The following is a 13,859-nucleotide window of genomic DNA, read 5'->3' as shown; positions in this document are numbered from 1 at the left end:
TGTTGTGCCCTTCTTCCTTCCATACAGCGTCAGGGATTGAGGATTTTTTGAATTTAGGGGTTGCCAAAGGCTAGATGTGTGTGCTACGATTAGTTGCTGTCATCTGGAGAGGTGGCTGAGTGGTCGAAAGCGGCAGATTGCTAATCTGTTAAGGGTGTTATCACCCTTCGGGGGTTCGAATCCCCCCCTCTCCGTTCTATTTAATATTTGATCGATCGAGGGTTTGAGATTCGTCATATCAATTTCAGTTACACTGGAAGGATATAGAGGAGACGGCAGTGTCCTTGTACTACCCGGATTAATTGTAGGGACACGGCACTCGCGGTGTCCCGGCTATTAGTAATATTAATTCCGATGCTACCGGATTTGAGATCATCCCCTTGAATTTTTTGTTTTTCTTTCATATCGAATTCTTCCATGTTTCGATTTCTTTGCTATCTAAATGTCACCAATGATCGATCGCGCCTTGAATAGATTCCCTAGCGCTGGCAAGTCCCTCTTCGCGGGCTTCAGGGTGTTTCTGCAAACTATGAGCGTAAATAAAGCTCATGTCAGTAATCCCCATAAAGCCAAAAACAGTCCTTAAATAAGGTTCGAGGTGATTGAGTGCCGCATCGGGAGTCCCACATTGATAATTACCTCCTTGAGACGCAATTACTAAGACTTTCTTGTCTTGCAAGAGTCCTTGGAAATTATTTCCATCCATCACAACGGTGCGACCGATCCGCACAATCTGATCGATGTATGCTTTGAGAGTGGATGGAACCATGAAGTTGAAAATCGGTGTGGCAATCAAATAGCGATCGGCTGCAATCAATTCATCCACTAACTCATCCGATATGCGGATGGCATCTGCTAGTTCAGGCGTATGCTCGATGGATGGTGAGAATGCAGCAGCAATCCATGTTTCGGTGACGTGGGGAACAGGATGATGTCCGAGATCGCGATAAGTCACTGTATCGTTGGGATAAACCGCCATCCATTTGTCAATAAACTCTTGTCCAAGCGTCCGCGAGATCGATCGATTCCCGCGCGGACTTGCATCAATTTGAAGAAGATGTGCCATGTGATTTAAGCTCTTTTTTTCATTAGTAAGGACTTGCTGTATATCTGACGATAATTTCACTGATATCAACACAGTCAGGTTGGCCGATCGCAAATAAGATCGATCGGGCGAATGCGATCGCCCGAATGCACAATCTGCGGAATTCTGGCATTCCCACATCTTGCGGTTTCACGATCGGGCAATGTCCTCGGCTGGCGCATTGAGCGTAGCCATGTCGATTACCAAACGATAGCGTACATCTCCTCGCTCCAGCCGTTCAAAACCCTGGTTGATATCCTCCGCCGCAATGATTTCGACATCGGCTGCGAGGTTGTGCTGGCTACAGAAGTCCAGCATCTCCTGCGTTTCCAGCGTCCCTCCCACACCTGAACTTGCTAACCGCCGCCGTCCGATCGTCAGAAAGACGGGGCTAAAATCCAAGTCCTTGGGAATGCCCAGACAACATAGCGTACCGTCGAGTTTGAGCGATCGCAGATAGGGGTCGAGCGGATGGCGAGATGAAACGGTATCAAGAATAAAATCGAAGCGGGATGCTTGACTTGCCATTTGCGCCTTGTCGGTGGACAGGATTGCCTCATCTGCTCCCAGCCCCTTCGCATCGTCCAGCTTTCCTGGAGTCGTGGTGAATACGACGACATGAGCGCCCAGCGCGCGAGCAAATTTCACCGCCATGTGTCCGAGTCCACCCAACCCGACAATCCCAACTGTTTTACCCGGCCCTACTTCCCAGTGGCGTAGTGGCGACCAGGTTGTTACGCCCGCGCAGAGCAGCGGTGCAACGCTTGCCGGATCGAGACCAGCGGGAAGGTGATAGGCAAAATGGGTATCGACGACATATTCGTTCGAGTAGCCTCCGCGCGTGATACTGCGGTCGTGCCTATCAATGCCGTCATAGGTTGTTGTCACCCCTTCGAGGCAATATTGTTCTAACTGTCGCTTGCACGATGAGCAGTGACCGCAGGAATCGACGATCGTACCCACTACTACAGCATCGCCGATTTGGAATTTTGTGACATTCGCGCCGATCGCCGTGACTTCGCCTACCATCTCGTGACCTGGAACCAAAGGAAAACGGCTATTCCCTCGAATTGCGTGCAGATCGCTGTGGCATACGCCGCAAAACAGAATTTTGACGGCGATGTCATTGGGTCGCAATTCGCGGCGCTGGAATGCCCAGGGAACGAGGGGTTCGCCTCGGCTTAAAGCGGCAAGTCCGTAACCGGGACGCATCGATCGATTCTGTTCAATAGAGGTGTTTCCTAGCATTTGCTTTTTCTTTTTGGCGATTTATGTGTGGTGCTTTAGTAAGGGCTGGCTGTTGGTGTGACGATGATTTCGCTGATATCAACATCATCGGGTCGATCGATCGCAAATAAAATCGTAGCTTGCGGGGCCCGACGCCATCGGGCGATCGCAGCCCTGCCTCACAATTCAGCCGCGAGTATTCTCGTATGTTCGGTGCGCCACCAATCAGGGATATTGAACGTTTACGCATAGCATGAGAGTAAGACGATAGTTCGATAACTTAATTAGGACTTAGGCATAAACTCTATCTGTAGGGCGAAGCATACCGCACCTTACCTCTAACAATAGTGTTGCAAAGCAGTTTTTGCGTCCAGAACTGTCTAATTAAGTGCCTTTATCGCTTCGACAAATTGCCGCGATATAAAAGGTAAAATTTCTTCATTCTTGCTATTCTCTTTACCCTCGGTAAATACAACCAACAAATACGGCCGCAAGCCCGGTACTTCAATATAAGCAGCATCGTGACGAACTTGACTTGTCAGCCCTGCTTTTGACCACAATTTTGCATCTTCTGGCAATCCGCCGCCTAAAAAACCTGTAACTTGATTTTCGGGATCTGCCTCTAATTCTGCTGGTGCTAAACTGCGTTTCATTAAGCCCATCATTTCTTGCGATGCTTTGGCAGAAACAGCTACGCCCCCGATTATACTGTGCAGCAAACGGGCCGCTGCATTTGTGGTCAGCATATTTCTATTTTCCATTAATTCTCCCAGAACTGCTCGCTCGCGACCGTAGGGCCCATCGCACCAGGTTTTCTGATTGACGTTAATATTTTCTAATTCTGGCCAATCCAATGATTGAAAGTAACGGTTGACGATGTTTCGCTGCTGTTTCCAAGTTTCAAAGGGGCCTGGTGATAATTCTGGGCCGCTGGTGGTGCCGGTGAGCGCATCTACTACTAAACCGGTGGCGTCGTTGCTGGAATCAACTATCATATCTCGGACGGCGCGTTCTAATTCTGGCGATGTTTGAATCATGCCTTTTTGCGCCCATTCCCAGATGGCAACGAGGTAGAATAATTTGACGATGCTGGCGGGATAAATTCGTTCGGATGCTCGGTTGCTAAAACCTCGCGGTTGATATTTCCAAAATTCTGGTGCGCTGAGGGCTCCGCCCGTGTTGACTCGCACCGGCGGATCGTAGACTATCCAGGTAATGGCTGTGCGATCGCCCGTTAATCCTGTAAATTCTGACAATGCAGAGTCTATAATGCTACTGCCGAGGGTTTCTAATTGTTCGTCTTTGTGGAAAAATGTCATGGTTTATGGCGGACGGTTAACGGTTAACGGCGGTTTGCTAATGGCCATAAATCGTTGGATGCGAACAATTAACAGCAAATAATTAGCAATTAGCAATGGTCAATTCTCAATTATCTGATGTTGTGGAGTACCGGGTGCGATCGCACATAAATATTTACGATTCCCCAAAGTGCGATCGTTTGGCAACTCAAGCATCGCAGGGGCGACATTTGCGCGCCCTCAACCAGAGTCCGAGCGAGGTCAACTTGGATACAAACGCTGTGATGGTGCGGCTGTGCGAAGACGATTATCCCGGATGGTTGGATCTTCGAGATATTGACTTGCTCGAAGTCACAGAAACAGTGTATCATCCCTTGGTGCTTTCTGAGTTTCAAATCAGGGAAAAATTGCCGATCGCAATTACTTTTGCTCGTGAAGCCATGAACCAATCTAATGATTATCTTTGGGGCGGTACAGTCGGGCCAAATTATGATTGTTCGGGATTGATGCAAGCTGCATTTGTGGCTGCAGGCATTTGGTTGCCTAGGGATGCTTATCAACAGGAAGCTTTTACTAAACCTATTAGCATCGGTGCTGTAGAACCGGGAAATTTAGTATTTTTTGGAACGCCAGAAAAAGCCACTCATGTAGGATTGTGTCTCGGAGATCGTCGCTACATTCACAGTTCGGGACAAGCACAAGGTCGCAACGGTATCGGTATCGATGTTTTGTCGGAGGATGGCGATGCAGTCAGTCAAGTTTATTACCATCAGTTGCGGGGATATGGTAAAGTGGTCGCCAGTTATCAATCTGGGAATAGGGAATAGGGCATAGGGCATAGGGCATAGGGCATAGGGCATAGGGCATAGGGCATTAGAACCAAAAACTAACAACAAACATACGACAAATAATATAGGATAACCAACAGCTAACTAATGCCCGATACTTCGGCTACGCGAGCGTACAAGTGCCCGATTCGCAATGACTAATGACCAATGACTAATGACTAATGACTAATGATTACTGATATTATCGAATAAAAAATGGACGCTGCATTATTTTTGGAAAAATTGGCTGCACAACAGGCTGCCGCTGAGGTTGTTCTCGACGTTTCGGTAGTAGTGCCGGTGTATAATGAGGTGGAAAGTTTGCCTCATTTGATTGAGGCGATCGCATCTTCGATTCAACCATCAGGACTCAGCTATCAAATTATTTGTGTAGATGACGGTTCTAAGGACGGTTCTGCTGAACTTCTCAAACAATTGGCCGGTAGTCGCGATGACCTTTGTGCCGTGCTGTTGCGGCGCAATTACGGGCAAACTGCTGCGATGTCGGCAGGTTTCGATCGCGCGACAGGTCGTGCTATTGTTACCCTAGACGGCGATTTGCAAAATGATCCGGCTGATATTCCGCTATTGTTAGAAAAGTTAAATGAAGGCTACGATTTAGTTAGCGGCTGGCGCAAAAATCGTCAGGACAATACTATCAGCAGGTTAATTCCTTCTAAAATTGCTAACTGGCTGATTGGTCGGGTTACAGGCGTAACTTTGCATGACTACGGCTGTTCTTTGAAAGCTTACAAATCTGAGTTAGTCGCCGACTTGAATCTTTACGGGGAATTGCACCGATTTTTGCCTGCTTTGGCGTTTATTGAAGGGGCGAGAATTGCCGAAATGCCCGTGCGCCATCACGCCCGCCGTTTTGGTCAAAGCAAGTACGGAATTTGGCGGACTTTTCGGGTGTTGATGGATTTGTTAACTATTTCTTTTATGAAGAAGTTCCTGACTAGACCGATGCACGTTTTTGGACTTTTGGGACTGAGTTCTATGACGTTGGGAACGGTTTTAGGAATTTATTTGACTTTCGTGAAATTTGGTCTGGGTCAAAGTATTGGTAATCGTCCTTTGCTGATTTTGGCTGTGGTTTTGTTGTTAACTGGCGTGCAGTTATTTTGTTTTGGTTTGCTGGCGGAAGTGATGATGCGGACTTATCACGAGTCCCAGGGAAAACCGATTTATCGGGTGCGCGAGGTTCTTGGTTCTAAGTAAAGGATTAATCCCAATTATACTCGGCGATTGAAAGAGACTGTTGGCGAATGTCTGAGGGGTTTAACCCCTCAGACATCGCCGTCCTGAATAGGCAGAATGATTGTGCGATCGTACACCATATTAAATAATTTATTATGACTCTTCACCCACGCTCCTTGTCATCGATTCCAGAAATCACCGCCTCCGTAGCACGAACCTCCTTTCCCAAAGGAAATCCCTATATGAAAATGCGCGACGAACTCGGAGTCTTGTACCAAGATACTGATTTTATCACCTTGTTTCGAGCCGACTGCGGTCAAAGTGCTTTATCTCCAGGGCAATTAGCATTAATCAGTGTGATGCAATTTGCAGAGGGATTAACTGACCGACAAACAGCAGAAGCGGTGAGAAGTCGTATAGATTGGAAGTATGCTTTGGGACTGGAAATTACTGATAGTGGCTTTGATTATTCAGTTTTAAGTGAAGGTCGAAGTCGTTTAATTGCTGCGGGACGTGAAAGTCAATTACTCGATAAAATGCTAGCACATTTTATTGAGAAGGGATGGCTCAAAGCCAGAGGGAAAGCCAGAACTGACTCGACCCATGTCATTGGAGCCATCCGTAAAATGAACCGCCTCGAATGCGTTGGAGAAACTTTACGTCATGCCTTAAATCAGTTAGCCACTATTGCTGATGAATGGTTATTAACAGTAGTTAATCAGGATTGGTCTGAGCGTTATGGTACGAGATTTGAGCAATATCGCTTGCCGAAATCTGAAACAGAAAAACAAAGCTTGCTATTAACTATTGGCTATGATGGTCATTACTTATTGTCAGCTTTGTATGACCCTTTGAGTCCTGAATGGTTGCGTCAGTTAAAAGCGGTAGAAATTCTACGCTGTGTCTGGATACAGCAATATGGGTGGTCGGGAGGCAAGGTTTATTGGCGAGAAGCTGATAATTTACCGCCCCACAAGCAGTTAATTACATCCCCTTACGATATCGAGGCTCGCAATCGGACAAAAAGAGATACTAATTGGACTGGTTATACTGTACATCTTACAGAAACTTGCGATCGAGATTTACCTCATTTAATTACCAATGTGGAAACGACACCTGCAACCATTGGAGATGTCGAAATGACTCAGGTGATTCATCAAGCTTTACAGGGTAAACACCTGTTACCACAAGAACATCTTGTCGATACTGCTGATGTTGACGCTCAGCACTTGCTCACGAGTGAGACTGAGTTAGGTATTGAGCTCCTTGGCCCTGCAGGGCCTGACTCTAGTTGGCAACAAAAAGCTAAGCTGGGCTTTGAGCTTTCTTGTTTTACTGTTGATTGGGAGCATCGCCATGCTACTTGTCCGCACGGCCACATCAGCAAATCCTGGCATCAACGCTCGGATAACTATGGCAATCCGGTGATTCAAGTACGCTTTCGTCGGCCCGATTGTGCCACTTGTCCTGTTCGCTCTCAATGTACTCATTCGCCCACCCAAGCCCGTGTTTTGACTCTTAGGCCTCAACCTCTTTATGAAGCTTTAGCCAAGGGTAGGGCCAGACAACATACCGAGGATTTCAAGCAGCGTTCTGCTTTACGGGCTGGTGTTGAAAGCTCCCTGTCTCAAGGCATTCGTGTTTTTGGTTTGCGCGGGGCTCGTTACATGGGTCTTGCCAAGACTCGTCTGCAACATATTGTGACTGCTGCTGCGATGAATTTGTCAAGAATGTGGGGATTTTGGCGCGACATTCCGATTGGCTTGACCCGTGTTTCTCGTTTTTCTGCTCTTTTTAGCTGTGCCTCATCATAGTTTTTTTCCACGATTGTGGGATGTTTGGTTTCACCCTTTTTTAATTCGCCAACAGTCTCTTGAAACCGCCGTCTAATCGTCCTAATTAAGAGTTTACCGCAACGCGGGGCAATCGGTGTTTAAAACCGCAGAGAATTTCCCAAGAAATAGTTCCTAAAATTGCGGCCCAATCGTCTGCAGTAATTTCATTTTCCCCATCTTTGCCCAACAGCGTCACCACTTCGCCGACTTCTAAATCGGGAATTGCCGAGACATCCAGCATTAATTGATCCATCGTCACTGCTCCGATTTGCGGCACAAATTTGCCCCTGACTAAAACCTGAATTTTATTAGAAAGATTGCGCGGAATCCCATCTGCATAGCCGATGCCAACTACGGCAATCTGTGTCTGCTGCGAGGCGATAAATTGATAGCCGTAACTGACACCGGTGCCTGCTGCAATTGTTTTCACTTGAGTAATCCGGGCTTTTACCTGCATTGCCGGCTGCAAAGAAGCGATCGACTGCAAGTGAGGAGCTGGATAAATACCGTAGGTAGCCAAACCGACTCGCACTAAATCGTAGTGTAAATCTGGGTCGGAAAGGGCCGCCGCCGAGTTTGCCAAGTGCAGGCGGGGGGGGTTAATTCCTGCTGTTTGAATTTGCTCGATCGCCCGTTTGAACCGATCGTGCTGAACATTCATCACGGCGGGATCGGGACTGTCGGCTGTCGCCAAGTGAGAGTAAATGCTCGCTAATTTTAAATTGGGCAACCGCTTGACTAATTGCACAAATTCTGTTACTTCCGACGCGGGCGTACCCAACCGAGACATTCCCGTATCTAACTTAGCGTGAACCGGCAAAGAGCGATCGAGACTGGCGAGAACTTCGGAAAAAATTAGGGCTTGTTTGGCAGTACAAATAGTGGGCTGCAAGTGCCATTGGGCGATCGCCCTTACCTGCGCCGCTGTATGAGTCGCCCCCAACAGCAAAATCGGCGCTTCTATCCCAGCTTCTCGCAATTCTATGCCTTCGGGAATCGTCGCCACACCAAGCCAACTAGCACCAGCTTGCAATACTGTTTGACTGACTGCAACAGCACCGTGCCCGTAAGCATCCGCCTTCACAACTGCCATCAATTCTGTGCGGGGAGATAACAGATTTTTAAGCTGTTTTACATTGTGAGTTAAAGCTGCCAAATCAATTTCTACCCAAGCCCGCTGGCAAAGTCCGCCATCACCTTCCCACAGCACCATCTGGCGGTTTTTTGTTGGCGCCGATTCTGCTGTTGTTTCTTCCTCGCTCAACATTGTCGCTCCTATCTTGCTTACACAATTAAACACTGCTCGGAGATTTTATCCTAGGTTTAATTATCAGGAATTACGCATTAATACCACAAAAACCGGGTTTAAATCGAGATTAAAGGTCTAGATGCAGTATTTTCGCAATACAACCCGGTTTCTCACCACTCGCGCGTCCAGGACTAATTTATAACTGGTTCCCAGGCAGAACCCGATCGCGAGTAGTACCATAAATCATTTAGGATTGCTATAGCATCCAAAATACCTGGTAAAAACTATGGACGGATTAGCTTACCTGCATTTAGCTGAAACTTGGGAAACGCCTGCGCCTCAAACTCGATCGCCCAATTCGACAAAACACCTAAATTTAGCCTTTGCTCCTTTACTTTTCTTTACGATCGCTCTGACAATTTTAAATATAGTCAATCCCGCCCTGGCCATCAAAAAAGGCGATTCAGGCCCCGAAGTTGCCGAACTCCAGAAAACTCTGCAAGACGCAGGATATTTTAGCAGGAAACCAACAGGATTTTACGGCTCCATAACCCAAGCTGCTGTGAAAAAGTTCCAAGCAGACAACAACCTGAAAATTGACGGAATTGTCGGCCCTCAAACCTTGTCAGCACTTAACGTTAAACCGGAAAGCGCTCTAGCTGACAATCAACCCGCTGACGAAACGCAGTCAAAGTACGATCGGCGTAGCTATCCCCAAGAAAATCAATATTCCCTATCGCCTAGCACCACAGAAAACACCAACAAACTCGAAGATACAACTAAAAGCCAGCCGAAAAAACCTTTTTTTCAAGAACCATTTTTACCACCATTTAAAACAGAAACTCCCGAACCACAATCCGAAGCAGAAATACCTGAATTTCAACCCGAAAAGCAGGTAAAATATCCAGAAAAGATTACCCGCAACATGACATTGAAAAAAACTATTTACGGCAAAATATCGCCGAAATCAATAGTTTATTCAGGAGCAGGATTGTTTTTTGCTCAAAACATGATGTACAGCCACACAATCACAGTTTACGACAGGAACTTTAAATTAGTCAAGACTATTCCCGATACAATAAACTTGTCCAAGTTCGGATTTGCTAAATTCAAAGGTAATTATCGAGGTGCTCCCGTAGAAGCTGCTTTTTCAACAGACGGCAAATATGCCTACGTATCCAACTACCAAATGTACGGTAAAGGGTTCGACAATCCGGGGAGTGATAGATGTTCTCCATCGGCCAAACACGACCAAAGTTTCCTCTACCGCATCAATACCAAAACGTTAAAAATAGAAAACGTAATTCCTGTGGGTGCTGTTCCCAAATTCAATGCTGTTTCGCCAGACAATCGCTTCGCCCTCGCCAGCAATTGGTGCAGTTGGGATTTGAGCGTAGTTGATATCAATAAAAATCTCGAAATCGAGCGGGTAAAACTAGGTGCATATCCTCGGGGAATTGCGGTAACTCCTGACTCAAAGAATGCCTATATAGCCGTCATGGGTTCTTCGGATATTGCGAAAGTAAATCTGATAGATTTTTCGGTAAAAAGGCTGAGAAACATTGGCAATGCCCCGCGTCATCTGACAATAGACCCCAACGGAAATTATCTTTATGCCACGTTAAACGGTGAAGGAAATGTGGCAAAAATTGACCTAAAAACGGGTGAAGTGGCGAAAAAAATTAGGACTGGAAATGCACCTCGCAGTATGACGATTTCGGGGGACGGTAAACTGATTTATGTGGTTAACTATTTCTCGAATACTGTTAGCAAAGTTAGGACTAGCGATATGAAAGTGCTGCAAACAGTGAATGTTAATTCAAGTCCGATCGGAATTACTTACGATCCTGAAACTCATCAGGTTTGGGTAGCTTGCTATTCGGGCAGCATTATGGTGTTTCAAGATTAATTTAGCTAATTCGCAGTCAGGAATTAAATCCTCAGAAAATACCGGAGAAAAAACTAAATTTCTTACTGCAAACTAGCTAGATTAAATCTTATTCTGGATCGCCGAGCCGGAGCTGTCCCAAAAATATTATTTGGACGACTTGACCTGCTTGATCACATACTTAGAAGGTTTAGCAGGTACTTTACCTTTTTTTGCCATAGCTTGGTAAATCATGGCTGCTACTTCCGCGCGAGTTGCTGTTTTGTTGGGCTGCAAAAGTGTGGGCTTGGGGTGGTTGACAACAATGCCAGCTTTTGTGGCTGCTGCTACTTTGTCAACTGCCCATTTCGGCACTTTTTGTCTGTCTGTATAAACTTGTAAAATCTTGGTGGAATTCCCTTCTTTTTTCAGGTTTAAACCGCTAGCTAATGCTACGATGACTTCGACACGGGGAACGTCTTTTGTGGGACGAAACTCATTGTTTGGATATCCTTTAAGAAATCCTTTTTGAACGCTGCCATCGATCGCGCTAGCGGCAGGGTTCTTGTCTTTCACGTCTTCAAAATTAATCGGTTTTCGGGTCTCTTTTTTGTCTGACATTCGCTCAATTAAGCGGGCTAGTTCGGCTCGCGTCATTGGTTCGTCGGGACGAAACTTGTCGTCGGTGAAATCAGTAAAGATTTGCCGATCGACCAAAGCGACAATAAATGGACGCGCCCAATATTTGTCAGGCATATCGGAGAATGTAACCGGCCCGACTTTTGGTTTAGGGGCTTTCGGTTTGGTAATGATTGCAGGGGGAGTCTCGCGCGCAATAGGCGTTTGGGGAACCACGATCGCCCCCTGGGGAGGAATTGCCGGTAAAATCGGCCCTAAAGGCGCAACAGGCGCAATCGGTACAATCGGTACAATCGGCGCAATCAGTGCGGCATTAGGTTGCGAGGGAATCAGCTTTGTAGCGGGCGCAGGCGCGGGCGATCGCAAATCCGAACTCGGCAGGGGTGTTAAGATTGTCGAGTTTCCGGGTGTGACAGCAGGCGCTGAAAAAACGGCTGGAAATTGCCAATTTCTCATGCCGAATTGATTGGGGTTCTTGCTGGTGGCCCAAAAGAAAATTGTTCCCATCGTGCCGAAAGCAACCAAGATGGCAATCAATTCGTCGAATCCTAGAGGGTTTCTTTCCCCTGATGGGGGTTGTGAAGAAGACATATTGTCACCACATATCAATGTAGCAATTAAATCACATATTTTTTGGGTCTGGTAAATACACAAATCGATCGCTCAACTATTCCCAAATTCTCACCGTCAATAACTGCGGCCGCGTGGTATACAGAAGAGCGATCGAATCCACTTTTATCGATCGGGCGTTGCTGATTTTGGCAATCTTCTAATCAGCGCCCTCTGCTGCGGGAAGAGCCACTGCGACTAGGCCTGCGAGAAGCACCACCGCTACCAAAACTCGGCTGGCGCTTGTATTGATTTTGACGCGGCTGCTGCGATCGTTTCAAAGTGCTGCCGCCGTAACCCGAACCGGTCGATCGATTGGCATTCGGCGGTGCTTGCCGTCTTACTGGCGCATTCGATGTGGGCGATCGCAAGCGGCCGGTCGTCCTTAAAACTTGACGGTTTCTGACAGCAGCAGGCGGGGCTTGGTAGCGAGTTTGATATTGCGAGACAGCTTCGCCGTAAGTATTGCCGTACCCGCCATATCCCCTCATAGTTACCCCAGGCTGATAGACTGGCGGCACGTAATATCGCGGTGTAAATAACAAACTGCCGATCGCCTGACCTGCCACGGCCCCAGCAAACGGAGCCCAGAAGCCCGATTGCTGCCGCACCACCACCGTTTGCGGCTGACCTGTTTGAGGATTAGCAACAGTTTCAGTAACGTTATGAACGTACTCAATTTTAAAATCTTCTGTCAAATGCAGGCTCGCATTATTGTTATCAATTTTTAGATAACTTTTCTTACCTGCCGATATTTCTTCCTCCGTCAAACGAGCCATTTGTAAATCGGTACTGCGATAAATAGAAGAATTACCGGGGGCAGTATTCAGCAACATCAAACTGTACTCGCCATCGCCATCGTCGTAGGTAGCTTGCTGTACGGGATATTCCCCTTGACTCAAGTTATTCTTTGGTGAAGTACGCACCCTGTTAATCTCCTGATTTCCAGCAGCAGGATTTGTCGGAGCTTGGACTGAAGGAGAGCCGCAAGCGGTTGTCGTCACTAACAAAATTACAGCCATCAAATAAACTGTCAGTTTTCGCAGCATAGTCAATAATATTTGCTCATTGGTTGTTGGTCGTGAAAGCATTTCTGCGCCAGCTTTAAGAGTGCGAAATGAATGTCGCGGCGAGTCTTCTAGCTAACCGCAAGCATCCTCTCTCGCCCTATAAAAAAAAGCTTTTTACAAAGCCCGTAGTTTTTCCTCGGTAAAAAATCCGAACGATCGAACCTTTTTATTTTTCTTCTTTTTTTTAAATCGTGTCGGCTAACATTGTTTTTGTCAAAGCGAATTATTTTTACCAAAGCACTGGTTCGTTGTGTTGATGGCAACTTTTCCAGTTTTTAAAGGGGAATGAGTTCTGGGAAATTGACCAAAACTTGGTCGTTGGTAAGTTCGTCTCCCAATTGTGCCGGAGAAAAGTGAACTTGCACGGCTCGCAGCCTTTCCTGGTACTGTAAATTAATCAATGCTTTCAAACCAGCTTTCAGGGCGCTCATGTCAGCGAGGTCTGTTTCTAGGGCTGGAACTTCACCTTCATAAGCAACTGTCAGCATCACTACGACATTTCTAGTTACCGGCAAAGACAACGGGGAATTTTTTTCGTCAGCAGATGTGCTGTATTGAGGTTCGCTGAGATAGCGGGAGGCTGAATCAGTGAAAAGTTCATCCACATAATCGCCCGCTTCGCCTTCATCCCAAAAAACATCACCTTCATTAGCGGCTGCTTGCCAGTAGTTGTCATACTGTAACAAGTGATTGCAAATTTCTACAAGGCCTTCTCCCAAAACTGTTACATCGCCATCGGCATCAATTGCTTCTCTGGCGGTGCTGTTGAGAACTCCTAACATCGGTGCAACTTCTTCACCTGTTAGCTGAACGAACACGCGACAAACTGCTAATCTAGTTTTACCTGTAAATTGATTGAACCGATCGCGCAAACCACTCATAATAAGCTAATAGTTGTCATTTTTTGGGCAATGCTTTCTATCATATCACCCTATTGGAACTATTGTTATCTAC

13 protein-coding genes and 1 tRNA gene are annotated in these 13,859 nt (G+C 46.6%); 5 read left to right on the top strand and 9 right to left on the bottom strand.

Going from position 1 to position 13,859, the window contains the following annotated elements; translation table 11 throughout:
- Window positions 1-105 precede the first annotated feature (105 nt).
- Window positions 106-194: transfer RNA gene (locus QUB13_RS15405), tRNA-Ser, on the top strand.
- Window positions 195-445: 251 nt separating this feature from the next.
- Here QUB13_RS15405 and QUB13_RS15400 read toward each other — a convergent pair.
- The 5 genes from QUB13_RS15400 to QUB13_RS15380 form a co-directional block, all read right to left on the bottom strand.
- Complete coding sequence (locus QUB13_RS15400) at window positions 446-1,066, bottom strand: FMN-dependent NADH-azoreductase (protein ID WP_333382196.1); 621 nt, start codon at window positions 1,064-1,066, stop codon at window positions 446-448.
- Between the two features lie 22 nt (window positions 1,067-1,088).
- Entirely contained in the window at window positions 1,089-1,238 is a 150-nt protein-coding gene (locus tag QUB13_RS15395; RefSeq protein WP_333382194.1) for a hypothetical protein, read from the bottom strand.
- Entirely contained in the window at window positions 1,235-2,332 is a 1,098-nt protein-coding gene (locus QUB13_RS15390; RefSeq protein ID WP_333382192.1) for an NAD(P)-dependent alcohol dehydrogenase, read from the bottom strand. Before QUB13_RS15390 ends, QUB13_RS15395 begins: the two co-directional genes overlap by 4 nt.
- On the bottom strand, window positions 2,310-2,561 hold the full coding sequence (locus tag QUB13_RS15385; RefSeq protein WP_333382286.1) for a hypothetical protein: 252 nt from the start codon (window positions 2,559-2,561) through the stop codon (window positions 2,310-2,312). Before QUB13_RS15385 ends, QUB13_RS15390 begins: the two co-directional genes overlap by 23 nt.
- A 130-nt stretch (window positions 2,562-2,691) precedes the next feature.
- The gene (locus QUB13_RS15380; protein WP_333382190.1) at window positions 2,692-3,630 is read right to left on the bottom strand and encodes a serine hydrolase; all 939 of its coding nucleotides are present in this window, start codon (window positions 3,628-3,630) and stop codon (window positions 2,692-2,694) included.
- Between the two features lie 95 nt (window positions 3,631-3,725).
- Between QUB13_RS15380 and QUB13_RS15375 the strand changes: the two genes are divergently transcribed.
- The 3 genes from QUB13_RS15375 to QUB13_RS15365 all read left to right on the top strand — a co-directional run bounded on the left by QUB13_RS15375 (window position 3,726) and on the right by QUB13_RS15365 (window position 7,450).
- Complete coding sequence (locus QUB13_RS15375) at window positions 3,726-4,436, top strand: C40 family peptidase (RefSeq protein WP_333382188.1); 711 nt, start codon at window positions 3,726-3,728, stop codon at window positions 4,434-4,436.
- Window positions 4,437-4,652: 216 nt separating this feature from the next.
- A complete protein-coding gene (locus QUB13_RS15370) occupies window positions 4,653-5,657 on the top strand; it encodes a glycosyltransferase family 2 protein (protein ID WP_333382186.1) in 1,005 nt (334 codons plus the stop codon).
- A gap of 134 nt (window positions 5,658-5,791) precedes the next feature.
- Entirely contained in the window at window positions 5,792-7,450 is a 1,659-nt protein-coding gene (locus QUB13_RS15365) for an IS1182 family transposase (protein ID WP_333382184.1), read from the top strand.
- Window positions 7,451-7,535: 85 nt separating this feature from the next.
- Here the strand turns inward: QUB13_RS15365 and alr are convergent, their stop codons facing one another.
- Complete coding sequence (gene alr / locus QUB13_RS15360) at window positions 7,536-8,738, bottom strand: alanine racemase (RefSeq protein ID WP_333382182.1); 1,203 nt, start codon at window positions 8,736-8,738, stop codon at window positions 7,536-7,538.
- Window positions 8,739-9,006: 268 nt separating this feature from the next.
- Between alr and QUB13_RS15355 the strand changes: the two genes are divergently transcribed.
- Window positions 9,007-10,629: a peptidoglycan-binding protein gene (locus tag QUB13_RS15355; RefSeq protein ID WP_333382180.1), complete on the top strand. Its 1,623-nt coding sequence runs from the start codon at window positions 9,007-9,009 to the stop codon at window positions 10,627-10,629.
- A gap of 126 nt (window positions 10,630-10,755) precedes the next feature.
- Here QUB13_RS15355 and QUB13_RS15350 read toward each other — a convergent pair whose 3' ends face one another.
- The 3 genes from QUB13_RS15350 to QUB13_RS15340 form a co-directional block, all read right to left on the bottom strand.
- Window positions 10,756-11,817, bottom strand: a complete 1,062-nt coding sequence (locus tag QUB13_RS15350; RefSeq protein WP_333382178.1) for an S-layer homology domain-containing protein — start codon at window positions 11,815-11,817, stop codon at window positions 10,756-10,758.
- Window positions 11,818-11,999: 182 nt separating this feature from the next.
- Window positions 12,000-12,884 carry a hypothetical protein gene (locus QUB13_RS15345; protein WP_333382176.1) on the bottom strand — a complete coding sequence of 295 codons (885 nt, stop codon included), beginning with the start codon at window positions 12,882-12,884 and terminating at the stop codon, window positions 12,000-12,002.
- Window positions 12,885-13,180: 296 nt separating this feature from the next.
- Window positions 13,181-13,786, bottom strand: a complete 606-nt coding sequence (locus QUB13_RS15340) for a DUF1517 domain-containing protein (RefSeq protein ID WP_194066557.1) — start codon at window positions 13,784-13,786, stop codon at window positions 13,181-13,183.
- Window positions 13,787-13,859 lie beyond the last annotated feature (73 nt).

This window comes from Microcoleus sp. B4-D4 (assembly GCF_036705185.1).
Classification (GTDB): domain Bacteria; phylum Cyanobacteriota; class Cyanobacteriia; order Cyanobacteriales; family Microcoleaceae; genus Microcoleus.
This window is presented reverse-complemented; position numbering and strand designations above follow the sequence as displayed.